The sequence below is a fragment of the Bacillus sp. PPSBB_2 genome (genome assembly GCF_045291115.1).
Lineage (GTDB): Bacteria > Bacillota > Bacilli > Bacillales > Bacillaceae_G > Bacillus_A > Bacillus_A cereus.
In genome coordinates, this window is the sequence record NZ_CP147983.1 from 3,148,494 (window position 1) to 3,172,460 (window position 23,967).

The window sequence follows — 23,967 nt, forward strand, 5'->3', positions numbered from 1 at the left end:
AAATAATGTTAATTTTGTTTACCTATTTAAATACGGTTTCATATAAGAAAATAATTCATGTTAATCAAATTTCCGTATAAAAAAAGAAAAGGTGGATATTTATGTATCCACCTTCCCATCTCCCTCTACCCACTTCATTATTTCTTTCACATCTAAATCCGTATACGTCTTTTCCCCATAACGAACAGACTCATATAACGAGATAATATCCCTTGTTCTACAAATTCTTTTTAACCATTGTTGCATCGTTTCATAGGACCTTCTCTGTTCATGAAATGGTAATGTTCTTTCCCATTCAACTAACGTTTTTCTTATCTTATCTGTCGGTAACGGCTGTTCTAACTGATGAATGACTTTTTCATTCTTTATGCTTCTTACCGCAGTTTGCTTTGTGATCGATTCTTTCTCCTGTACTATTTCTGTTTTCGTCAATTTTTTCCTAATATACTTGTAGATGGCATATATAATTGATATTGCGATTATCACATAAAAAACTATATTAATCCATACATTTGAAAGAACAGAAAGCACGTCATTCCATAGACTTTCTCTTTCGAAAGGTTGAAATTTTTTACCCGTTTTCGTTCTTATACCTGTATCTTCTACTTCTTCATATTCATCTTCATCTATTTTGGAATCATCAAAATTTTCACCTATACTAGTAAAGTCATAATTTCTTTCCGATATTGTCTTAGTCTTACTGAAAAAACGCTCTTTTACTATGTCTTGTACATACACAACACCTTGTGATAACGTTATCGCACTAATCGCAAAGAAAAGTATGATTAAAGTTCTTACACTCCATAACTTCACTTTCATATGCCGCTTTTTATTCACCATGACATAAGCCCCTTCTTATTCTTTCATTACAATCCATTTATTCGTTCTACTGTATTTCTTTGGTGAAGTACCAATAATTAAAGGAACCGCATCCAGTTCCTTTCGACGAAAGCCTGCTGTGTAAAAGTAAGAAGAAGATATAGGCGTATCTTGGTCTGATATCGAGGCAAGTACCTTTAATACATTTTGCAAATGTTTCCGATTATCCCCATTTTTTATATGTAGCAAACCGTTATCTTTTACACTATTGATCCATACTTCAAACGAACAGTTTTGCATAAGAAGTTGTTTGCATATACCTGCTGTTAATTCAATTAGTTCCTCTATATCATTTCGCAAAGAAACACCACTTTTATTTTGCAAGTTGAGATAAATCGCGTATTTATCACATTGTGTTCGCTCATACTTTTTCGCAATTATCGTCCCTGTTTTCGCTGTTGCACTCCAGTGGATGGAACGAAAATCTTCATTTTCATAAGACTTTACTCCCATTACTTTCGTTTCATCATATAAGGGTGAAGACATCGCTTTTCGAAATCCTCGTGACCATTCTTGTAATTCAGGAACTTGTATTTTCGGAACAGCTGGTAAGACTAAATAAGAGGGCGTATCAACTTGTTTATATGTTATATGGTTCGTTATAAATCCAAAGAGATCAGTAATAACAATTTCAACTTCTTCCCATTTCGCGATGCCTCTTTTTAACGCTACAGCTTGCAAATCAAATGAAACTGACTCCCTTCCTTTTAAATTAAAATTCATATAATAATTTGAACCTGTACTATGATTTTTGTTTATTTCATCATGATTCCAAGTTAGCTTATTTTCACATTTAAATCGAAATACGATATTAAGAATAGGAAATATCGACTTGTTTGAAATTTTCATTTTGCACATATTCGTTTCACCTATAAAAACATTCGAATTCCCTTGACTGTATTCCCATTCAACACGAGATACTTTACGTATATATACATGCGTAGCACCTATTAAAATTACATATAAAAATACGAGAGATAAAAACAGTAGATTACTTGAAAATACACTTAAAATAACGGCTACAACTGACATAACCCCCATTACGAAAGGCTCCGCTAAAGGTGTATACACAAGCTGTTGATTCATCGTACATTCTCCACTGGCACACTAATCGTATGAAGAATTTCTTTCATAATTTGTTCTTTCGTCGTTTTCATCTCTCCCTCAATTGTTAACGTTAAACGATGAGCACAAACGGATGCAGTGAGCGTCTTAATATCATCTGGCGTACAGTAATCTCTTTCATTTAATATTGCCCGTGCTTGAATCGCTCTCATAAATGCCAACGTTCCCCGAGGGCTTACACCAATTTCAATTAACTCATGGTTACGAGTTGCTTCAATAATTTCAAGGAGATAATCTTGCACATCATTCCCTACTAACACTTCTCTTGCACGCTTTTGCATCGTAATAATTTCTTCACTTGAAATAATAGAATGTAACGTTTCTAACGGATCATTCATTTGAAACCGATTCATCATTTCCTTTTCAGCTTCTCTCGTAGGATAACCTTGGCGTATTGTGAGTAAAAACCGGTCTAACTGAGCATCTGGTAACGGAAATGTGCCCGCTGATTCGAGTGGATTTTGCGTTGCTATAACTAAAAAAGGTTCTGGTAATGAATGGGTCTGTTTCGCAATTGTAACCGTACGCTCTTCCATAACCTCAAGTAACGAAGATTGTGTTCTCGGTACAGCTCGATTAATTTCATCCACTAATACGATATTTGCAAAAATAGGACCTAACCTCGTTTTAAAATCCGATTCCTTCACATCAAAATATTCAAGGCCAATAACATCTCCAGGCAAAGTATCCGCTGTAAATTGTATTCTTTGAAATTTAGCGTCCACACTTTTAGCCAAACTTTTCGCTAATGTTGTTTTTCCTGTCCCAGGTACATCTTCTAATAAAATGTGTCCTCTTGCTATTAGAGCAATGGCTGCTAGTTCTATCGATTCGTCTTTTCCTATAATAACCTTCGAAATATTATTAGTAATTTTCTTTAATGTACTCATATAGTATCTACCACCTTTTAATTATCTAAAAATTAAGAATATACTTTTTTCCAAATTATAACATGTAATTCGAAGATGAAATAGAGTGAAAATGAATCTTTTATTTTTTCTTCATTGTACGCAAAAAAGCACCTATTGTCGTATATTGACAATGAGGTGCTTAACTCAATCCAACAGCCTTCTTTCCCTCTAATTTTTAGTAACAATACATCCTTTTTTCTGCCACGCATGCATTGTTTTCAATTAACTAGTAAAATGCATTCTAATATTACATATAATAAAAACCATTTCGATTTGTTCGTTATAGAACTTCCTCTACATCGACACTCTCTATCTTCACTTCATACATATTTGGGATGTTTGCTTCTTTTGGTACCCATGCATAATAATTTTGATCATTCTCTAACATAAATTGAATTAACTTTGTTTCTGATCCATTCCAGAAATTTTTAAGATTATCAATGTAGTCTTCTAAATCTTCTTTATAGTCCAGTTGTAATATATAATCTCTTACCGTCAGAGCAAACACAATTAAACTTCCTAATAGATTTTTTTGCTCATTTTCTTCTTCATACTCTTGTGGTAAAAACCATACTTGACCTATTCCTATCGTTTTTTTGTATTTTTCATAAAAACTACTATCATCCATATTCTCATAATCATGTATTAATTCATTGACCAATGAATGCCATTTTGGCGGAATAATATTTTCCAATGCAGGATTATGTTCAATTCCTTCTACTATATCCTCGATTTCTTCTGTCTCATCTTCATAGTGATATTCACTTAGGTCTATATGCTTGAATTTCATTTCATTTTTATAATGTGCCAAATCATATGGATAATGATTATTATCTTTTAAACTTGTATCATCAAGTCCGAGTATCTTTACTATTGCAGCTGTCTCAAAGCTCCAATACCCCACATATCCAGGTTCTTTATGTGCATTTTTCCATTCATAATCATAATGGCCTTTAAACCATTCTTTCTCCATGTACGTTTGCAATCTTTTAGACGCTTCTTTTTTATCTGTTTGTGCAAGTTCTATAATCTCTCTCGTTTTTGCATATGGATTTTCTTTATAATATCTATTCGTCATTTTTGTGTATCCGATATCACTAGCGCATAAGAGGAAATCGATTACTGCGTCGTTCATATTTTCCTTCTCAACTAGCTTGGCTAAACTTACAAGATTCTTTTTATCTGTTTCTAATAAAATCCCTAGAGATATCATCCAAATTAGATTTAAATATCCAACTTCATTTTCCCCTATATGCCTCAAATCAATAAGAGCTTTGTCAAAATCTCCTTCTATTGTATGGATAGCTTCTCCTAGGGAATATTTTGCGTTAATATCCTCTAACTCATAATTAAAATTTAATAGATACCTTCCTTCTATAAGACTTTTATTATCTTTAGCCTTTCTTTGAATACCATTCCTTTCATCTTCTTCAAAACTTTTAATCTCCTCTCTATTTTCCTCAATAAACTCTTTATTATATTCTATTCCTTCTCTACATTTTTCTTCTATACATAAAGGATCTCTCATACTATTCAATTCCTCCTAGTTCCTTAAATTATGGCCATTCTCCAATTATGTCTCCCTTTGCATCTATTCTAAATGTTTTCACATTTCCACTACTATCAACCTTTGATAACACTCTCTCAACTTCCTGATCTTGTAATGCTTTCGTAATCTTTGATGCTAATTTTGCATCTCCATCAACTGCCATCAATATTCTACTTTTTCGGGTCTTCGCACCATTCAACCAATCATTTGACATTTGTCGTCCATCTTTAGTTTTACTTAGTTTAGCACCACCACATAATCAATTTGAACAGACGAAAGGTGAGCCCACATTTCTCGCAAGCCCACCCTGTCTATTTCTGATGCTTCTTCATTCATTTTTGCGCAATTAATTTCTTTATCTCTAAAAATATACATCGAGTACAATCCTTGTTCTTCACAGTATACTTTAATTTCATCTTTTTAATATCTGAAGCTACATCCACCTTTAACTTGCCCTAGCGTTGAAACTGGTTTATCCCTAGAAATTTTTAACTTTCATCTTCCTATTACATAAATTGTAATTTTCGTAACGATTTTTAACAAATATTCGGACATTTACCCTATGGAGTACACTCATAAAAGTTTTCTAAAGAGGGTCACTCTTTTTAATGAGACTACATTTTCGAACTGTAATCACTTCTTAACAACTACTAATCTACCTCTATTATTTATATCCCTTCTTTGGTTTCTGCACAATCATTAATGTTTCTTTTTAATACTCATCTTCAAATAGACAATTATATATAGTAACACCTGTTTCCTTTAACTCTAACGAAACATCCTCCACTTCAATACTTAACGTTTCTTTATCAAGATTCTTTATTCCGTTACTATCTAATAATTTTAAAATACTACTTCCTATTTTCTTAGATTCATCATTGTATGGCGAGGACTCTTCAACTAGCTCGATTGTACCATTAGTATATCTATATCTTAAATATTTAACCACTGCATATGGCGCGATTGCCGAAATCATTAGCATTACACAATTAATTTCTGATTGCTTCCGAACGTACTCACTGAATTCTACACTACCAAAACGAAATTTCACATCTAGTGGTAGAAGAATGTAAGAAAAACATGTTGAATAACTAAAATCAGTAATATTATCAACGTTTATATTTGATATTTTATTAATTTCTCCATCCCAAAAATGTTTATCAACAAATTTCCCCAAAACATATTGGAAATCACCTTGTTTATATAATTTATTAACAACTTTTAGTATCTCATCACTCATAATTATTCTCCTTTATTGTACAGGATACCCATGTATATTTCCTTTACCATCCATATGAACCTTTACCCTCGTTTCTCCATTTGGACCTATTGACTTTCCAAAATCATGCACTCTAACACTTCCGTCTGGCTTTACTGGTGTTCCTTTCACCCATGCTTCTTGTGTCTCTACTACTCCATTTTTCCCTGCTCCCCACTGCGATTTGGTTGAGACATTATTCCCATGACCAGGAACATGTTTACCCTGTTTTCCTGCATCAACTTTTGGAGCACCTGAAACGCCAGCATCAACATGCCCTTGACTTGCTAGTTTATCATTTTTTCCAATGTTCCCTGCTACACTGGCTCCCTGACCATCAACACCTGTACTCTTAACACTCCTACTTGTCGTATACTGATAATCCTCTTTCGGAGAATGCTACCCTCCCTCTGTGACATTTCCTACTTCAGCTATGACGAAGCCGTTTCCCTCACCTAGAATCCATTTGTACTCCAGTAATGTTTTTATTGCGTGCCGGATTTTTTCATTCCCCTGCAAAAAGGTTGTTTTTACGGTTGTAGCACCTTTGTTCCATAGACTTCCGATTTTGTCGGCAAATCCTTTTGCTGTGGAGGCTACAAAGTTTACTCCCTCTTTTACTTTGTGACTGGCTGTTTTTATGCCATCGACAGCTGCTTTTTAGTAGATCTTTTTATTTTCTCAATCTAACAAAATATTAATTTTTTATTTATTATATCTTATTTCTATACTGAGATGAAAAAAGCACTTATTGCCTTCCATAGACAATCAAGTGCTTTAAGATCATATGTTGTAAAATGTCATCTTACCTAAACTCGTACTTTTTTTCTATTCTATCATTGGACACAGTACCCAATGATGGGCCAACCATCATGAAGTACGTAATTTCAAACACTTATTTCTTTCCCTAAAACACTAACCTTTATTCTGCTTTTTAATCATTTCCATCCCATTCATAAATCTCTTAATAGAATCCTCATTCTTCAATAATTCACTTAAGTATAACAATACATCAAACTCTTCAGGGTCTGCATCATAATAAATCATTCCTGGATCAATAAAAGGCTCATAAACTATATTACAGATATTTTGTCCTCCTATTGTTACACTAAAACATCTTTTCAATTTTGAAACATAACTATTTGTACAAATTAGATCTTCTATAGATGTTTCAAATGATTTTCCATTATAGAAAAAAAATAGTTTGTTATCTTTAACATAAATACCAACTACCTGTCCATCTTCACTAAATCCTCCGACGCCTTGTCTAACCAACTTTACTTTATTTTTTTCAACTACTGAATATCCGCTAGGTTCTAATATAATATACGTTCCTGTCTTAGAGTAATTATTCATTATTATCATAAGTTATCCTGTCCCTCCTAATGCTCTAATCCTAATAGTGTGTTTATTACATCATCTTTTTGCATTGATTTTTGAATTATAATTTTCCATACTTGTTCATCTGATTCATAAATTCCTTTATCAATGTACGAATCTCTTATCTTATTAAACATACTCTCAGCTGTCGGTCCTATTGGATTACCATATTTTTTTATATTTCTTTCCTCTAAACCGGCTCTCTCCTCAGCAGTCATATTTTCCCTCGCTGCATTTTTTTGCCGATTACGTGCTTCTACAACATGTTCAGCTATTTTTTCTTTAGAAAATCCTTCAGATATCATTTTTTCGATATCATTTTCTAATTGTTTAGATGCTTCAAGATAATCTTTTCTTACATTTTGCATTTCTTTTGTCCATTCAACATTTGTAAAGTCATATTCTGGTTTATTATATGCAGTACCCTCTTTTGGTAAATATCCATATGCTCCATTATCATCAGCATGTATCTGTTTAAGTACATCGGGCTTTACTTTTTCTAAAGGTATTCCCTCACCCGTTTTACCAACACCAGTTTTACCCGTACCCTTAGCAACCCCCGCACTCCCAGACGTTGCTTTCTTCACATCTCCAACCTTTTTTAAATCATGAAGTTTATCAACTATTTTTACACCTTTCCCATATGGAGTCATCATCCCAACTGCTAGGAGTTTTTCACCATAGGTAGCTTCTGGGTCAAAGAGTGTGAAAAGATCACCAAAGAGAAAATCGAATCCAAACTTCGCCACACCGATTAAAAAAGGATCGAGTACTGGCCTTCTACCACCGACTGGATGGCCAAAAATGTTATGCTCCATTTCATAATCATCGGTTTCAACTTGGAAATCCTCACCTATATTCCCTTTTATTGTACCATTTTTAATTCCTTCGAGGTATTTTTGTGTCGCTTGTATCTCTTCTTTTGTAAATCTATTATTGATAGATTGATTTTCGCTGCTTATTCCTTCAATGTCGTTATACACATTGTGCTCTAAATCTACACTTTTTCCAATACCATTGTCAGATTTCCGTATTTTCTCTTCTATAATTATTTGAATTTGCTTTGCCCATTCCATATTTAACTTTTCACTATGAAACGTACCACTCACAGGACTAAATCCTTTCCCGCTTTGCACTTCAGCGAGTCCGGCTGTGATGCTAGCCGCTAATTGGAGGGCGGTGCTGTAGTTGTTGCTGGATGAATGATTGAATTCATATAAATGCTCAAGTTTTTCTTCCAGTTTTTTTCTCATTGCACCTAATACCGTTACGATTGCACTTACTCCGGGCATTGGTGTAAGTACTTCTATTGCTTCTATACTTGTAATCGATTGATTAATTCCCCGTATTTGTTCTCTTATTTCTTGTTCAATCACATCTGTCGAAGCAACTTTCGCTTGGAACTCATTTGGAAATGCTTCGTTTTGGCGAATTAATTCTTCACATAAGCATATGATTCCTTGCGCTAATGGCCGAAATGTTTCGACAAGGTAGGCTTTTGCACTACTGTATGTTTGTCCTTGTAATACTGTGTCTATCGCAAAGGCATCAATAGATTGAATGGCTTGTTCCATACTTTGAATCGTAGCATTACATATAGCGTTCATACTTTGAGTTTGACTTTGTACTTCTCCCAAATACATGTTTAAACTCATGTATTTGCCTCCCTTTGTAGTTGCTGCTGTTCATAGGAAAGGTCGTTTTCTTTCTCACTGAGATGCCGTTTTTCTTTAAGCAACGTCTCTTTTTCATTTTCTAATTCGAATGTAAGTTTTCTTTCATACTGTCCGATTTCTTGCCGCATATTCGTAAAAAGGTGAAACACTTCTTTGTCGCCGTGCCAAGTTTCTAGTATTCGGTTAAATAAACGATTACTTCTATTTTTCCATTCATGAAAACTAACCTCAGCTCGTTCTTGATTTTGCAGCGCAATTCGGTTTTCATTTTGTTCTTCAAATATAATTCGTAATTTTTGATTACATTGACTGATTCTCGTTTCAATTTCTTGACTCATCTTTTCTCCCTACCTTTTCCCCTTTACGTAGGTTGTTACATTATTGAAAAGTCTTTTGAAGTCCTGTATCCATTTTCTCAAATTCATTTGCTACGGAATGGATATTATCAATTGTTTGTTGAAAAGCAGTACAAAATTGTTTCGTGATCTGTAAATTTTGTTGATTTGCCTCTTGTGCTTGGAAGTTCACAGATAGTGTAGTACGCGTTGCCTTATTTATAGAGCGACTAGTAGCACTTTGCATTCTATCTGAAGCATTTCTCATTTTCGTTGCAAGTTGCGTTGCCGTATGCAAATTACTTTGAAATTCTCCCATTACTTACTCCCCTCTACCTTTTATTTACAAGGAAATTATAACACAGAAAAATATCCCAATAAACCAAATGTTCGAATTTAACATACAATTCACCACAGTTACTGAGGATACGAGCAACACTTATCAATCAACATAACTGAGTCCAAAATGGATTCTACTTATACAAAAAAGATGACTTCAGCCATATGCTAAAGTCATCTTTTTCTACCTTATTATTTTACTAACTCTCCATTATAAGCTTTTATATCAAGAGGAGCAGTTAAAAATTGTGCTGCTTTACTAACGAAAGATGTGAAGTGTTCACTCGTATTATGGCTCGCAACTGCTGCTTCATCTTTCCATACTTCTACCATCGTATAAACACTTTCTTTTTCTGTATCTTTATATAAGTCATAAGATACATTTCCACTTTCTTCTCTTGAACCATGAATGAGTGGCTGAATTTCTTCTAAAAATGCTTGTTGTTTTGCTGGATCTACTTGAAATATTGCGTGAATAATAATCATGGTGTTTCCCCTTTCATATTCCACTTATTTCTTTAAAATTACTTCCACTCTGCAACTTTTTCAATTGGAAGACGTACTGATTGGTAACCACTGTCAGCAGCTTTTCCGATTGAAATTAACATAACTGGTACGTAGCGTTCTTTATCTAGTCCGAAAGCTTCTGCGATTTGATCTTTCTCAAAACCACCAATTGGACAAGTGTCATAACCGTGCGCACGAGCCGCTAGCATAAATTGCATTGCTACAAGACCACCGTCAATTAATACCGTATCTTTCATTACTTCTGGTGTAACCATTGAGAAGTAAGCTGAAAGTTTTTTCATTTGGTCTTCTTTTACTTCTGCTGGCATTAAGCCACGCTCTACTGCTGTACCGTAAATTTCCTCTGCGTTATCAAAATTGTTTAAATCACCAAATAAAGCAATCATTGCTGAAGATGTTTCTACTTGAGATTGATTGAATTTCGCAAGTGGCGCAAGTGTTGCTTTCGCTTCGTCACTTTCAATCACTACGAATCTCCATGGTTGCATGTTTACTGAAGATGGTGCAAGTGTTGCTTCTGTAAGAATTTCTGTCATTTCTTCTTTGCTAATTTTCACTGAAGGGTCGTACTTACGAATTGAACGACGTCCTGTTAAAATTTCGTTAAAATCATTTGTTTTTACTGAGTTAGTCATAGTTGTATTCTCCCTTTTTTATAATTCTTTTATATTTTCTTGAATGTGATTTAACATATTTAAAAGATTATCGCGTTCTTCCTCACTTAATCCTTTAAATGCAGATGCTGCAAAACGTTCTTTTTCCTCTTGAAATGCTTGAATTTTATTTCGTCCCTCTTCAGTAAGAGAAACTAACGTAATTCTGTTATCATCTGGATTTTTACGTCTTACAATCATTTCATTGGCCTCAAGCTGCTTTAAATGCCTTGTTATCGCAGCATTATCAATATTCACTTCTTGTTGAAGTGCTTTTTGACTAATTTCACCTACTTCATATAACTGAAGTATAAGCTCTAATCGAGACTGGCTCATACCCGTACACCCTTCAAATTTCGAACTTACTTCTTTATTTAGAAAGTGTAATTTATATAAAATAATCGCTTCTTTTGAGCATGAACTTGTCAAATTAACCCTCCTTTACAATCAAAATAAAAACATTTGATGTATCAATAGTTGATATGTCAATTAATATAATCTATATCGATTTAGAATGCAAGCATTTTGTTTTCATTTTATTTTTTCCAAATTAAGGCGCTTTGTAGCGTTACAAATAATGTTAATTGCACTATAATAATACTAATTTAAAGAACTGGAGAGTGATTGATAATGCGGCAATATACAAATAGAAATGAGGAATTGAAAATGGAAAATGAAATGAGGATATTCACAAATGACAACAATAAATATAGGGATTGTCGCGCACGTAGACGCTGGCAAGACGAGTTTGACTGAGCGTATTCTTTATGAAACGAATGTGATTAAAGAAATTGGCCGAGTAGATAGTGGTAATACACAAACTGACTCAATGGAATTAGAAAGACAACGCGGAATTACGATTAAAGCATCTGTCGTTTCTTTCTTTATTGATGCTGTAAAAGTAAATGTCATTGATACACCTGGACACGCTGATTTTATCGCTGAAGTGGAGCGATCATTCCGCGTTCTAGACGGTGCGATTTTAGTTATCTCTGCCGTTGAAGGTGTGCAAGCACAAACAAAAATTTTAATGCGAACATTACAGAAACTAAACATACCGACTATTTTATTCGTTAATAAAATTGATCGTAGTGGCGCAAACACTGAAAAAGTTATGAAACAAATAAAAGAGGTTCTTTCAAATGAAGCATTCCCCTTCTACTCTGTTCTAAACGAAGGAACGAAAGAAGCCCGGATCATTGAATACAAATCATATGACGATTGTATGGAACTGTTAGCACCATTTAATGAATCGTTACTTGAATCATATGTAAATAACGAAATAATACCGGACGCACTATTAAGAGAAAAACTAGAACAGCAAATACAGCAAGCAAATGTGTATCCAATCTTTTTCGGTTCAGCAATGACAGGTATAGGAGTAACTGAAATACTTGAAAAACTTCCCGCCCTAATGCCAGCTCATACATCGGCACAAGAGGAACCATTATCCGGTGTTGTTTTTAAAATTGAACGTGAACCTTCTGGAGAAAAGGTTGCGTATATAAGAGTTTTTTCTGGTAGTTTACACGTTAGAAAATATGTGGATATACAGCGCGATGAGTCTCTACCACATAAAGAAAAGATTAAAAAAATGTGTATGTTTCATAGCGGAAATGCTGTTCAATCTACTATCGTTCCTAGCGGAGAATTTTGCAAAGTGTGGGGACTGAATAATATAAAAATTGGTGATATTATCGGTGAACGTACGGATTATATAAAAGATATTCACTTTGCCGAACCACAAATGGAAGCAGCGATTGATGCGGTACCTAAAGAGCGAATTCATGATTTATACGCTGCACTTATGGAACTCTGTGAAGAAGATCCACTCATTAAAGTGTGGAAAGATGATGTTCATAATGAACTTTATATTCGCCTTTTCGGTGAAGTACAAAAAGAGGTTATCGAAACAACACTTTATGATAAATATAACTTACAGGTTACTTTCTCAAATACGCGAGTTGTATGTATTGAAAAGCCAATTGGCATTGGGAATTCCGTTGAAGTCATGGGTGAAAAAGCGAATCCATTTTACGCAACAATTGGTTTTAAAATTGAACGTGGTGAACTTAACTCTGGCATAACGTATAAATTAGGTGTTGAGCTTGGTTCATTGCCTTTAGCATTTCATAAAGCGATTGAAGATACAGTATTTCAAACGTTAAAACAAGGATTATATGGATGGGAAGTTACAGATATTATCGTCACGTTAACACATACTGGTTATGCTAGTCCTGTTACAACAGCGAGTGACTTTAGAAATTTAACACCGATCGTATTAATGGATGCTTTAAAGCAAGCTGAAACATATGTATATGAACCAGTAAATGAATTTGAATTAACTGTACCGGAGCACGCAATTAGTACTGCAATGTATAAGCTCGCTGCCGTTCCAGCAACTTTTGCAGAGCCTATATTCAATAACAATTCTTATCAGTTAACAGGATCATTACCTGTTGCGAAAACAGAGAGTTTCAAACGAATACTACATTCATTTACAGAAGGAGAAGGCATATTTACAACGAAGCCAGCTGGTTTCACAAAGCTTATGGCTCCCTTCCCTACTCGAAAACGTGTTGATTATAATCCGCTGAATCGTAAGGATTATTTACTTCATGTTTTGAAGGCTTATTAAAGTAAAAGAGGTGCAATTCGCACCTCTTTTGCATGTATTAATAGGTTAGTTTGTCCTAACAACTTCTTTAAGTTTTCCTATTATTTTCGCTATAGCCTCAATTGAATTTTCCGTTTCATATCCCCCAACATTTACAGAATGATTTACATTTTTGACAACTTCAATCTGTAAATTCGTTTTATGTAACTGATCAATTTGATCTGCATTGTATTGGTGATCTTTATCCCCAATAACTAAAAACCCTTCGTGTCGACTATGTAAGATAGAATCAAAAATTGTATCAAACGTCAGTAAAGGTGTAAGTAATATCATTTTCGACTGTAAAAACTCTTCTCTCTTCATTAAATCATTCGCAATTGGAATTGTTCCGAGTGACTTCCCTAAAAATATAGTATCGCTGTATTGCTCAGCTTTTAATACTTCCTTCATTACTGGATTAATATCATCCATCATTATTTTTGTTACTTCTTCCATTGATTTATTCATTACTTGTTCGTCGTAAGAATAATGAATATGTACAACATCAATTTTATGTTCAAGCATAAGCATCGTCGCGTAATAAAATAACGGCTTATCATAATTGTATCCTGAACCTGAAAACATAAAGCAAACGGTACTAGAACCTTTTTCGATATGTGTGTAATAAATTACTTTGTCATTTATATGTATCTCTTTTTTAATCCCCTTCATCCTTTTCTCCTCCGAATACATTTAATCTTGTAAAATGATATGTTCTGTATGAACTGCTATATTCTTTACTTTCTCTTTTATAAATGCAGGCTGTAAATTATATGCATGTAACTCTTCTACCGGCACCCACTTAAACAAATATGTTCTATCCTCTTCTTCCAAAATATATTGATCCGCTCCATTTGCAGGTAATTCATGTAGCTCTACTTCATAATAAAAACTAATCTCATGAAACTTTTGCTCAGAAAGTGTAAAGAAATTTTCTACTGACCATATTAATCTCTTCCCTTTAATAGGAGCAGCTAGTTCTTCTGCAAGTTCCCGTTGTAACGCATCCTCACTGTTTTCTAACATTTTCACTCTTCCGCCCGGTACGTACCAAAAATCTTCACCGTCACCTTGCAGAATAAGTATTTTATTATCCTGTTTACAAATTGCTCCGACTCGGTAGTTAAAACATGTTACCTCTACTTTGAACGTAAGATCCACAACGATTGCCTCCTATACTTTATTTAAAAATCGCTATAAAACTATTATGTATGTATCGTACAAATAAGATTACTAAATTTTTCTAGTTCGTTCAATAATTTTCGAACTTTCCAAAAATAATACACATCATTTGCCATCACAAGTATAAATACATATATCACAATTACTGCGCACACTTTTGAAGCATTATGGGGGATGAATGCATCTATCTCAACCAATATACAAAACTGAAACATCAAATATTTTTTAAGAAATCATTGTAAAAGATAAAGTGAAACATCAATAAGTGGAGTTTTTATCCTTTTCCTGTTATTTTTAAATATAGTTAAGACATTATTAAAAAGACGCAAGGTCAACTTATGTGCTAATTAATTCTTTTTCTAGAAAAAGCGTCTTTTATTGCACTTGTTACTACATTTAGGAATAATAAAATAGCCATAACTGCCGTTAGTACATTAAATTGCTTTGTTTTATAAGGAGCGAACCATTCCGTAAAGAACTCTGAATTAACGAGACGATCCCCAACTCCTCCTTCCTTGAAGTTCGGTATCCACGAATTCATGTCAAGGATGATAAAAATTAGTTGCATAACGAAAAATGCTCCAATAGTTTTCAGCCAATTTCGTATTCGACTAGGACGCTCTTTTTTGATGTCATTTAAACCATCCTCCTTTTAGAACTTGCTATTAAAGAGCCTTGTTCTGATAGATACGAATAGATAATATCCATGAAACCCCATAGCACCCCACTGCTATGACAGCAAATAAAAGAAATAATTTCAAATCTGAAATCTCTTTTAAAAAGGTCAGTACGCCATTAGCATATTTATTTAATAAATATGGAGTATTTCGCATTAAATATATAACTCCAATAGATAAAAATATAAAAACTGGTACAAGTGTTTTCACTTTAAATGCAACAAAAAATGGGATGTAAAATGCTGTTATCAGCATGACTGCCAAGAAGCCTAGTATGTAACTTTCTAAGGAAAGTTGAAATTCCACGCTGTCTAAAATGAAATATTTTCCAACTAAACAAAATGGGATGATTACTATTGTAAAAAGTAAGGTTCCAACGTATTTTGAACTTATAATTTCCTTCCTAGTATACGGTAATGAGTTTACTAAAATATTAGCATTATCTTTATCATCAGATTGATATGTGTTAATTACAAAAACGGCACTACAAATGATTATGACATATGCTACATCCATGCCGGCCCACAAATAGGTAACTAGAAATAAGAGATAAGCAGGCAAGAAAGTTTTTTGTAAAATCAAATCCTTTTTAATTAAATTAAGCATCTTGAATCCCCCTTTTTCATGAAATACATAATATCCTCTAAACTTGGTTTTTCAATCACTACATCCTTATCAAATAAGTTTTCGATAGAATGTGCATTTTCAATCAATCCCTCGAAACCTGTATTTGCCTTACGTACAGAAATAAATTCACGCTCAGTATCAAACTTTAACAAATCTAGTGGTCCTTTGACTAAAACATAATCCTCCGCAATGGCATAAATATCTTTTGTGAAAATATGCTTCCCATTTTGAATAAATATTATATAATCGGCTATGCGGTCTAAATCCGTTGTAATATGTGATGAGAAAAAGATAGTTTTCTCTCCATCCTGCATAATATTTTGTAGAACATCCAATAATTCTCTTCTGAATACAGGATCAAGTCCAGATGTAGGTTCATCCATAATAATTAGTTCAGCATGATGTGAAAGGGCAATTGCGAGAGAGGCTTTCATTTTCATTCCTTTGGAGAATGTTTTCATTTTTTTATTTAATGGTAATTCGAACAGCTCTTTATAATATGTAAATTGGTTAAAATCCCATTTTTTATAAGCAGGCGCAATAATTTTAGTAATTTCCTTTAATGTGAGTTCATCATAAAACACATTATCGTCATAAACGAAGCCAATTCTTTCTTTAATTCGTTTCGCATCAGTCGAATAGTTCATGCCAAATAAGGAGACGTTTCCACTATCCCGGTTTATTAGATTCATAATCATTTTAATCGTTGTAGATTTACCTGATCCATTTCCTCCAATAAAACCCGTAACAAATCCTTTTTTTACTTCCATCGAAAAATTGTTTATTTGAAACCCTTTAAAAGATTTACTGACATTTTGAAGTTCTATTACGTTTTCCAAGAGTTTTCCTCCTCGTATAAAATTGTAAGCATTTCTTTTAGCTCATTTAAAGAAACATCCATTTGCTTAGCATTTTGAATCGCTTCACATAACTTTTCTTCAACTGTTTTTAATTTTTCTTCTTTCATAGTTTCAATGTTTTGTTCTGCTACAAAGGACCCTCTTCCGACAATTGAATTAATAAAACCGTCTTTTTCCAGTTCTTCATATGCTCTTTTCGTTGTAATAATACTTACTCGTAAATCTTTTGCTAACTGACGCATTGAAGGAAGAGCATCTCCTTGTTTTAAATCACCTAGTAAAATAAGCTTTTTTATTTGGGCACTAATTTGTTCATAAATAGGTTCCTTTGAAGTGTTCCTAATAGTGATTTGCATGCAAATACCTCTTTTTAAAAATATTGTATATATACTTTATATACAATATATACTATCGTACATTTTAAATCAACAGAAAATTCCCAAAATATAGTTACAAACACAATCTAATAATGTAATTACTACAACTTATTTATACAGGCCTTCCTTTAAAAATTCGATGAAAATGAAACTTTGAAAATCCAGCTACCTCGGCTAGCTCTTCAATAGATAGTGAACGATTTATGTTTGATTCTATATAATCTTGAACTGTATGTATGCGTCTTACATACTCATTTCTGCTTTGTTTATTTTCCATACTAATACCTCCTCACAACAAAAAGGCTAACTTTGTGCTAGCCTACTTTTACACATTTTTCAAAAATAATACTCTACTACCGCCATTCCCATCATAATTTGTATGTACCGATACACCCTCTATCTCATCATCCCCAGCCTCAATTTGAAAGCCAATCTCCCTATGAAACTGTATCGATTTTTTATTAACTGGTGACGTGATTGCTTTTATAACTTTACGATTGTTTGCTCGAGCGACATCAAAGAAATACGAATACAATGTCGATGCAATTCCTCTTCTTCTATACTTCGGATTGACACCGATAAAATGAACGTACGCTTCCTCTTTATGCGTTTGTGAGAAGAATCCGCATAAGAAACCTAACGTTCCTCCCTCTTCTTCAATGATAAAACTCGTTTCCTGAAAATGGACGAAGAACAATTTTGGCAACATACTAGCCATATCTCTCCCGCCCCACCATTCATTTAATACGGAATGAATCTTTTCATAATCTTCCCCTTGGATGTTTCTTACTCGCATATGTTTCTCCCTCTCACTCACTTCATTTTTTCATAAATTTTAATGACTGTTTCTACTAAAAGGATGAATACCCATATCCCGCAAAATACAAGAACAGACTGGAATAAAGAACCTAGCATAACAACACTTATTAAACCTAATTCTGGGCCTGAAATGGACATTTCATCAAATCCTATATTATGTATAAATGGACCGGTTGAAAAAGCCATTAAAATAGATGCTATTAAATAAATCACACTCATTATTTTTAATATTTTTATAGAAAGATACGAAGTTTGTTCTTGCTCCATTTGTGATAATTCGATTTCACCGCTCGCAATTCCTTTTTGTAAACAGTCCTCACATAGAAATTCTTCCTTAATTTTTTTACCACCGTGCAATGTACCTGTAATTTCTTTACAGCGCGAACACTTTCGATTTATCATTTTGTTATCACTCCAATCTCGTAAGATTATACTTATACAATTCTATTTTTACCTTATTATTCCTTTTGTGTATTTTATAGAGAGGTGACGTGTTTTATGATATCTAAACTTATTTTTGGTTATAAAAAGCCTACTGAGCAATATGTATTACGACCTAGTTGTTATGCAATTATTTTTAACTCAACTTCTTCAAACATTGCTATTATCCAAAAAGGAGACCGTTATTTTTTACCTGGTGGCGGTATGGAAGGTACCGAAACAAAAGATGAATGCTTACATCGTGAACTACTAGAGGAATTAGGATGGGCAATTGAAATTAATCAATATATCGGTAATGCAATGCGATATTTTTATGCGGAAAAAGAAGATACAATTATTTAAACGATGGGTTCTTTTATATTGCGAACATGGTGCAGACACAAACTGAAAACTGTGAGGAAGATCATGTTTTGCGGTGGATGTCTCCTTTACTTGCTGTAGAGCTTCTCATTCATGATCATCAAAAATGGGCTGTTGGACAAGCGCTTTTATTACAAAAACCAAAAGGATCTCCTTCTATATGAAAGAGATCCTTTTTATTGTTAACTTACTTTTTTCAAATTGAGAGCTTGCTTTTGAATTCCACCCTTTTTTACAACATATAAGCCGATAAAGATTATAAGTCCGCCAACGAGTTGCATCATGTTGATTTGCTCTCCGATAGTTACTGCCGCGAAGATAACTGCGAACAATGGTACAAGATACATATAAACCATTACTTTCGTTGAGCCTATTTTACTAATACCGACATACCACATTGCAAGTCCGAAGATTGTCGCGAAGACGATTGAATATGCTAGAGACCCCCAGCTTGGCATGTCTACTGGCCACGTTAATGTATTTACGTTGAATAAACAATATACAACGAGAGGTACAATTCCAATTAAAGTTGACCAAGATGTGACTCTCATTGCGGAATATTTTGTTATAAGAGGTTGCGCTAATATTGGGTACCATCCCCACGCAATCGCTGCGACTAATCCAATTATGTTTCCGAGCCACGCATATTCGTAAGTAGCTCCTCCTGTATGCCCTGTTAATAAAACGAATGCTGCACCAACAAAGGCCACTATTGAACCAATTTGTACTTTCATCGAAAAACGTTCTTGTTTGTGCAATACTGCTAATATCCCTGTAAAAATAGGTGACATTGCAATTAATAATGAGGCGTTTGTTGCTGAAGTATATTTTACAGATAGCATAAACATCGTTTGATACATTGTCGTACCAACGATACCGACTGCTACTAATCGTAGCCAATCTTTTCTTTCAATACGTAATGAGCGTTCCATTAAAAATGTAATAAGTAATAATACCGGTGATGCTACTAAAAATCGTAAACTATTAAATTGAATGGATGACATATATGCCACTCCATACTTTCCTATTGTATAATTTGCTCCCCATACTAATGCAACTGATACTAGGAGCCATTCCATTTGCCATCGTTTCATCCGAATCTCCCCTTCCCTATTTAGCATAGTAAAATTGGCTGGATATAACACCGTCCAATTGGCTGTTTTTTTACCCAGCCAATTTGCTATACTTGATGTATATAAGAGATACGGAGGCGTTTTTTATGGAATGGAAACTAGATAGTGACAGTAAAATCCCTATTTATCAGCAAGTTGTTGACTTTATTGAAAAACGCATTACATACGGAGAACTTCCTCCAGGAAGCTTCCTACCTTCAGAACGGAAATTAGCTACGCAATTAAATGTAAACCGAAGTACAGTAACGACTGCTTATAATGAACTTCGTGCGATGGGAATTGTAGAAAGTACCACTGGTAAAGGTACACGTGTAAGTACACATATGTGGGGCGTTTCTCCAACATTAACACCCAACTGGAGAAATTTCGTAGAAGGTGGTACGTTTTTACCAAACTTACCGTTACTTCGCCATATTCGGGCAGAAGTACAACAAAATGAAAACATTATTGATTTTGCAAACGGAGAGCTCGGTTGTAATCTTTATCCCCACGATCAACTACAAGCGATTTTACGTGAACAACCGTTAACGCATTCATTAAGTTACGATCATCCGCAAGGCTATCTCCCGCTAAGACAAGCGGTCGTAAAATATATGAAGGAATATTTAAAAGTTGAGGCGACTGAACAATCCATTATGATTACATCTGGCGCACAGCAAGCACTTCACCTTATCGTGCAATGTTTATTAAATCCAGGTGATGCTGTTGCTTTCGAAAGTCCTTCACACTGTTATTCCTTGCCGTTATTCCAATCAGCAGGTATTCGTATTTTCCCATTACCTGTCGATGAACACGGCATTAATCCAGACGATGTACAGGAGTTATATAGAAAACACCGTATTAAAATGATCTTTTTAAATCCAAATTTCCAAAACCCTACGGGAACGATGCTTCATCCAAACCGTAGAAAAAAACTATTATCACTTTGTGCAGACTTACGAATTGCGATTGTGGAAGATGATCCGTCTAGTTTACTTACGCTAGAAAAGAAACAACCTTGCCCTACTTTGAAATCAATTGATGAAAATGGAACTGTCATTTATGTACATTCTTTATCAAAAATGATTGCACCAGGCTTACGAGTTGGTTGGCTCGTTGCCCCGCAGTCTGTAGTAGAAAGATTATCCGACGCAAGGCACCAAATGGAATTAGGTATGAGCATATTCCCGCAGTGGCTTATGCAACAATTTTTTGAAACTGTACCATTTCAGTCGCATATCGTACCGTTACGAAAACAACTAGTAGAAAAAAGAGACGTTATCGTTCGCGCCTTAAACGAGCAACTTCATGATAAAATCTCTTTTTCAAATCCGACCGGTGGAATATACATATGGGGAAAATTAAAAGAACCGATAAACGAAAAACAACTTATTATGCAAAGTTTAAAACAAGAAATTGCTTTTATGCCAGGTAGTATTTTCGGCGCAAAAGATGGTTATATACGTTTATCTTATGGAAAAGTGAATATTAATCAAATTGAGGAAGGTATTTCTCGTTTGCGGGAGGCTATTTTGGTATGTGAAAATAACTTTAAATAAAGCTTTCTCGTTTGACAAAACCTAAATCTACCATTATTATCAACACGAACCTAGTTATAGGAGTGATAAAAATGAAAATTTACGTTGATGCAGATGCTTGTCCTGTAAAAGATGTAATTATTTTTGAAGCTACGAATGCGAAAATTCCTGTTACACTCGTTACTAGTTTTTCTCATTATTCTAATGCAGAGCAGCCGAAAGGTGTGGAAACAATATATGTTGATTCCGGAGCAGATGCTGCTGATTACCGAATTATGCAGTTAGCAAAAAAAAAAGATTTAATCGTAACACAAGATTACGGTCTTGCTTCGCTCGCTTTAGCAAAAGGCTGTATCGTACTACACCATAAAGGCTATAAGTATACGAATGATAACATTGAACAATTGTTACAAACACGATATTTAAGTGCAATGGTTCGAAAAAGTGGTAAGCGTACAAAAGGACCGAAACCATTTACAGCAGAAGATAAAGAGAAATTTAGAGCGCTCTTTAAAAGTATGATCGCACTTTAAAAATGAATCGTCTATTTGCTAGGAAAACTTCGCAAAACAAAGAAGAGAATATCCAAATGAACATTCTCTTCTTGAGGTTTACCCGTTTAAAATGAAGGTAAATTATCTAAGTTATTTTCTTTTATTCCATCCGGTTCACTACGTATAATATCTCTGCCATACTTATGAAATACGTCCACATGAGCTAACTTCCCTGATTTCGCTTCATTAAGAGCAGTCATATAATCTAACTCTCTCCCGCTACTTGTTTTAAAAGCAATCAAATCACCTTCATCATTTTTACGAACAGCAACAATTTGTTCTGCTCCTGAAGTAACTTCCTGAGCTATTTCAAATTGAGCTTGCTCTTCCCCTTGATGTAAATAATCATTATATACTTTTTCAAAGTCTTTTTTGTCCATTAAACTCACCTCCAACACATTTTATTAGTATGGTTGGGATGTAGTGTTTTTATGTACTTTTCTCTTAGAAAAACGGATTTTTAATACCTATGCAAACCCTTCAAAGTCTCCAATATATCATCTGTAAAGGCTGTACTACCCTCTGTCTCTAAAACTCTGAAATATAAACTTCTTAAGAACGATCTAATATTTTGTACTAAAATAGCATGCTGCGGATGTCGGATGTCCTCAACAGTTGCTATACTATGTAGCCAATTGCTCCACTCTTCTTCAGTTAAAAGCTTTTGGTTATGTAACGACATAATTGGCTTTACTAATCTCTCATCCTCAAAGTGTACATATACGTAATCACTCAATCGAACCTTCTGACGAACAGCCGCAAGAATCGCATATGAAAACTCACGATTTTGAATTGTACGTGCTAACGCATCGAGCGCATCTGCTGCATGTGCAGTAGAGTGTGCCCAGCCTTTTCCTTCTACGTAGCCCCTTACATCTTCTTCTAAATATACATATTCCAACACTTGTTCTGCCACACTGTACAATTGTTCTTCCGATAACAACGGTTCTCTTTCATGAACAGATAAAATAAGTGGTGGAATTAATACGGAGAATGCACGTTTAAATACAGAGTCTGTTCCCTTTTCACCAATTTTATAAAATAAATAATCAGGACTAATTGCTTGTAACATTAATCCTCTTAACTCTTTTTGTCTAAATACATCATTTGTAATCCATGTGTGAAGCGTACTATAAATTAAATCATCACGTAATTCAGCATCAGGTGATCCGATATAATCTAGCATCCATTGCGCATATGGATATGCATCTACGTCTTCTGGTACAGCATAATTGTTATTTTTAATTTGTAGTAGTTCTTCTTTTAGTTCGAGTACTTCATTCATTATATTTCTTGTCCCCTTTTTGCGTTTTTTATTGTCTTATCCCCTTTTATTTGCTTCATAAAATTAATTTAATTATAACAATAAACAAAAGGCTATACATATATTTCTGATTATGTATTACGCTCTTTCATGAAATATAACTTCTGGATTTCCTAAATCACTATTCTTAAATATAACATTCGCACACTCTTTTGGATTATGCTCATCTATATACAACTTACAGGCCGCATGATATCTGTTCAAAAACATCTTCTCTGCTTCTTCATAACTTCCAAAAGCTTCAGTTTCCCGCTTCGTACCACGTTTTCTCGCAATCTCAAAATTTGTATCTACAAAGATTTTGTAATCAAATAAATACGCAACGTCTTTTTTCAATAGAAACGTTCCATCTACTATTAATATCATATTTTGCGTGGCCAATAGCGGCTCATTATGTACAGACATATCCGTTATTAAGTTATGAGAAATCGTTTCATACTGTAAATTCCCGTTAGGTCCTAAAGGCATTAATAATCTTTCTTTGAAAGCTGTATAATCGTGTGCATCTTCATAATACCCTCTTGCAGATTCTTTTCCTTTTGCATAGCGAATCACTCTTGGATTATGAAAATCATCAATGCTTGCGCGTGTTACTGGTAATCCTCGTTTTTTTATTTCTTCCGCTAATTCGTTTGCAAATGTTGTTTTTCCTGATGCTGTAATACCACTTACTCCAACTCTTGTTGGATAGGTTAAGTTTAGCTTTACAATATGACCTGCAATTTCTTTGATTCGTTGTTTTCGGTTCATGATATCTCCCTTTATAATTAGTTTACATAATATAATTATAAGTAACAATCCATGTCA

29 protein-coding genes and 3 pseudogenes are annotated in these 23,967 nt (G+C 34.1%); 4 read left to right on the forward strand and 28 right to left on the reverse strand.

Annotated elements, in window-relative coordinates:
* Nucleotides 1-99: 99 nt before the first annotated feature.
* The 15 genes and pseudogenes from V6946_RS15805 to V6946_RS15875 all read right to left on the reverse strand — a co-directional run bounded on the left by V6946_RS15805 (nt 100) and on the right by V6946_RS15875 (nt 11,062).
* Complete coding sequence (locus V6946_RS15805) at nt 100-840, reverse strand: signal peptidase II (protein ID WP_366981733.1); 741 nt, start codon at nt 838-840, stop codon at nt 100-102.
* A 15-nt stretch (nt 841-855) separates the two neighbouring features.
* Nucleotides 856-1,965, reverse strand: coding sequence for a DUF58 domain-containing protein (locus V6946_RS15810; protein ID WP_006927606.1), 1,110 nt, complete (start codon nt 1,963-1,965; stop codon nt 856-858).
* Nucleotides 1,962-2,894, reverse strand: coding sequence for a MoxR family ATPase (locus tag V6946_RS15815; RefSeq protein WP_000105663.1), 933 nt, complete (start codon nt 2,892-2,894; stop codon nt 1,962-1,964). Before V6946_RS15815 ends, V6946_RS15810 begins: the two co-directional genes overlap by 4 nt.
* Nucleotides 2,895-3,195: 301 nt before the next feature.
* Nucleotides 3,196-4,443, reverse strand: a complete 1,248-nt coding sequence (locus V6946_RS15820) for a PoNi-like cognate immunity protein (RefSeq protein WP_006927603.1) — start codon at nt 4,441-4,443, stop codon at nt 3,196-3,198.
* 28 nt (nt 4,444-4,471) lie between these two features.
* Nucleotides 4,472-4,678: a hypothetical protein gene (locus V6946_RS15825; RefSeq protein ID WP_033692870.1), complete on the reverse strand. Its 207-nt coding sequence runs from the start codon at nt 4,676-4,678 to the stop codon at nt 4,472-4,474.
* 498 nt (nt 4,679-5,176) lie between these two features.
* Nucleotides 5,177-5,704, reverse strand: a complete 528-nt coding sequence (locus V6946_RS15830) for a hypothetical protein (protein ID WP_001278748.1) — start codon at nt 5,702-5,704, stop codon at nt 5,177-5,179.
* 12 nt (nt 5,705-5,716) lie between these two features.
* The gene (locus tag V6946_RS15835) at nt 5,717-5,854 is read right to left on the reverse strand and encodes a hypothetical protein (RefSeq protein WP_000679168.1); all 138 of its coding nucleotides are present in this window, start codon (nt 5,852-5,854) and stop codon (nt 5,717-5,719) included.
* 150 nt (nt 5,855-6,004) lie between these two features.
* Nucleotides 6,005-6,382, reverse strand: a pseudogene (locus V6946_RS15840) (type VII secretion protein); the annotation flags it as partial.
* A gap of 255 nt (nt 6,383-6,637) precedes the next feature.
* Nucleotides 6,638-7,087, reverse strand: a complete 450-nt coding sequence (locus V6946_RS15845) for a hypothetical protein (protein WP_000585090.1) — start codon at nt 7,085-7,087, stop codon at nt 6,638-6,640.
* 17 nt (nt 7,088-7,104) lie between these two features.
* Nucleotides 7,105-8,757, reverse strand: a complete 1,653-nt coding sequence (locus tag V6946_RS15850; protein WP_006927601.1) for a T7SS effector LXG polymorphic toxin — start codon at nt 8,755-8,757, stop codon at nt 7,105-7,107.
* Complete coding sequence (locus V6946_RS15855) at nt 8,754-9,116, reverse strand: DUF3958 family protein (protein ID WP_000076595.1); 363 nt, start codon at nt 9,114-9,116, stop codon at nt 8,754-8,756. The genes V6946_RS15850 and V6946_RS15855 overlap by 4 nt, the downstream gene beginning before the upstream one ends.
* Nucleotides 9,117-9,156: 40 nt before the next feature.
* Complete coding sequence (locus tag V6946_RS15860) at nt 9,157-9,432, reverse strand: TIGR04197 family type VII secretion effector (RefSeq protein WP_000503641.1); 276 nt, start codon at nt 9,430-9,432, stop codon at nt 9,157-9,159.
* A gap of 212 nt (nt 9,433-9,644) precedes the next feature.
* Nucleotides 9,645-9,938, reverse strand: coding sequence for a putative quinol monooxygenase (locus V6946_RS15865; RefSeq protein ID WP_000583804.1), 294 nt, complete (start codon nt 9,936-9,938; stop codon nt 9,645-9,647).
* 38 nt (nt 9,939-9,976) lie between these two features.
* Nucleotides 9,977-10,615: a nitroreductase family protein gene (locus V6946_RS15870; protein ID WP_000185391.1), complete on the reverse strand. Its 639-nt coding sequence runs from the start codon at nt 10,613-10,615 to the stop codon at nt 9,977-9,979.
* An 18-nt stretch (nt 10,616-10,633) separates the two neighbouring features.
* Nucleotides 10,634-11,062: a MarR family winged helix-turn-helix transcriptional regulator gene (locus tag V6946_RS15875; RefSeq protein WP_000204172.1), complete on the reverse strand. Its 429-nt coding sequence runs from the start codon at nt 11,060-11,062 to the stop codon at nt 10,634-10,636.
* A 265-nt stretch (nt 11,063-11,327) separates the two neighbouring features.
* On the opposite strand from V6946_RS15875, the gene V6946_RS15880 reads away from it, so the two are divergent.
* A complete protein-coding gene (locus tag V6946_RS15880) occupies nt 11,328-13,271 on the forward strand; it encodes a translation factor GTPase family protein (RefSeq protein WP_366981731.1) in 1,944 nt (647 codons plus the stop codon).
* A 45-nt stretch (nt 13,272-13,316) separates the two neighbouring features.
* Here V6946_RS15880 and V6946_RS15885 read toward each other — a convergent pair whose 3' ends face one another.
* The 9 genes and pseudogenes from V6946_RS15885 to V6946_RS15925 all read right to left on the reverse strand — a co-directional run bounded on the left by V6946_RS15885 (nt 13,317) and on the right by V6946_RS15925 (nt 18,233).
* Nucleotides 13,317-13,961, reverse strand: a complete 645-nt coding sequence (locus tag V6946_RS15885) for an alpha/beta hydrolase (RefSeq protein WP_406622066.1) — start codon at nt 13,959-13,961, stop codon at nt 13,317-13,319.
* 21 nt (nt 13,962-13,982) lie between these two features.
* Entirely contained in the window at nt 13,983-14,450 is a 468-nt protein-coding gene (locus V6946_RS15890; RefSeq protein WP_006927592.1) for an NUDIX hydrolase, read from the reverse strand.
* 364 nt (nt 14,451-14,814) lie between these two features.
* Entirely contained in the window at nt 14,815-15,102 is a 288-nt protein-coding gene (locus tag V6946_RS15895; RefSeq protein WP_033692869.1) for a YfzA family protein, read from the reverse strand.
* 34 nt (nt 15,103-15,136) lie between these two features.
* Nucleotides 15,137-15,754, reverse strand: coding sequence for an ABC-2 transporter permease (locus tag V6946_RS15900; protein ID WP_366981730.1), 618 nt, complete (start codon nt 15,752-15,754; stop codon nt 15,137-15,139).
* Nucleotides 15,742-16,614, reverse strand: coding sequence for an ABC transporter ATP-binding protein (locus tag V6946_RS15905; protein ID WP_366981729.1), 873 nt, complete (start codon nt 16,612-16,614; stop codon nt 15,742-15,744). Before V6946_RS15905 ends, V6946_RS15900 begins: the two co-directional genes overlap by 13 nt.
* Complete coding sequence (locus V6946_RS15910; RefSeq protein WP_006927585.1) at nt 16,602-16,991, reverse strand: GntR family transcriptional regulator; 390 nt, start codon at nt 16,989-16,991, stop codon at nt 16,602-16,604. The genes V6946_RS15905 and V6946_RS15910 overlap by 13 nt, the downstream gene beginning before the upstream one ends.
* Nucleotides 16,992-17,136: 145 nt before the next feature.
* Nucleotides 17,137-17,289 (reverse strand): annotated as a pseudogene (locus tag V6946_RS15915) (AraC family transcriptional regulator); the annotation flags it as partial.
* 48 nt (nt 17,290-17,337) lie between these two features.
* The gene (locus tag V6946_RS15920) at nt 17,338-17,808 is read right to left on the reverse strand and encodes a GNAT family N-acetyltransferase (RefSeq protein ID WP_006927581.1); all 471 of its coding nucleotides are present in this window, start codon (nt 17,806-17,808) and stop codon (nt 17,338-17,340) included.
* Nucleotides 17,809-17,825: 17 nt separating this feature from the next.
* Complete coding sequence (locus V6946_RS15925) at nt 17,826-18,233, reverse strand: DUF3980 domain-containing protein (protein ID WP_006927580.1); 408 nt, start codon at nt 18,231-18,233, stop codon at nt 17,826-17,828.
* A 96-nt stretch (nt 18,234-18,329) separates the two neighbouring features.
* Between V6946_RS15925 and V6946_RS15930 the strand changes: the two are divergent.
* Nucleotides 18,330-18,796: pseudogene (locus V6946_RS15930) on the forward strand (NUDIX hydrolase).
* Nucleotides 18,797-18,814: 18 nt separating this feature from the next.
* On the opposite strand, the gene V6946_RS15935 reads toward V6946_RS15930, so the two are convergent.
* A complete protein-coding gene (locus V6946_RS15935) occupies nt 18,815-19,726 on the reverse strand; it encodes a DMT family transporter (protein ID WP_006927576.1) in 912 nt (303 codons plus the stop codon).
* Nucleotides 19,727-19,851: 125 nt separating this feature from the next.
* Here V6946_RS15935 and V6946_RS15940 point away from each other — a divergent pair, with 125 nt between their 5' ends.
* Entirely contained in the window at nt 19,852-21,303 is a 1,452-nt protein-coding gene (locus V6946_RS15940; protein ID WP_006927573.1) for a PLP-dependent aminotransferase family protein, read from the forward strand.
* A gap of 71 nt (nt 21,304-21,374) precedes the next feature.
* The gene (locus V6946_RS15945) at nt 21,375-21,815 is read left to right on the forward strand and encodes a YaiI/YqxD family protein (RefSeq protein ID WP_366981728.1); all 441 of its coding nucleotides are present in this window, start codon (nt 21,375-21,377) and stop codon (nt 21,813-21,815) included.
* 86 nt (nt 21,816-21,901) lie between these two features.
* Here V6946_RS15945 and V6946_RS15950 read toward each other — a convergent pair whose 3' ends face one another.
* The 3 genes from V6946_RS15950 to V6946_RS15960 all read right to left on the reverse strand — a co-directional run bounded on the left by V6946_RS15950 (nt 21,902) and on the right by V6946_RS15960 (nt 23,910).
* Nucleotides 21,902-22,216: a DUF3892 domain-containing protein gene (locus V6946_RS15950; protein ID WP_000358161.1), complete on the reverse strand. Its 315-nt coding sequence runs from the start codon at nt 22,214-22,216 to the stop codon at nt 21,902-21,904.
* Nucleotides 22,217-22,296: 80 nt separating this feature from the next.
* Nucleotides 22,297-23,121 (reverse strand): DUF2785 domain-containing protein, encoded by an 825-nt coding sequence (locus V6946_RS15955; RefSeq protein ID WP_006926031.1) that lies wholly within the window; start codon nt 23,119-23,121, stop codon nt 22,297-22,299.
* Between the two features lie 117 nt (nt 23,122-23,238).
* Nucleotides 23,239-23,910, reverse strand: coding sequence for a uridine kinase (locus V6946_RS15960; protein WP_006926034.1), 672 nt, complete (start codon nt 23,908-23,910; stop codon nt 23,239-23,241).
* Nucleotides 23,911-23,967: the final 57 nt, after the last annotated feature.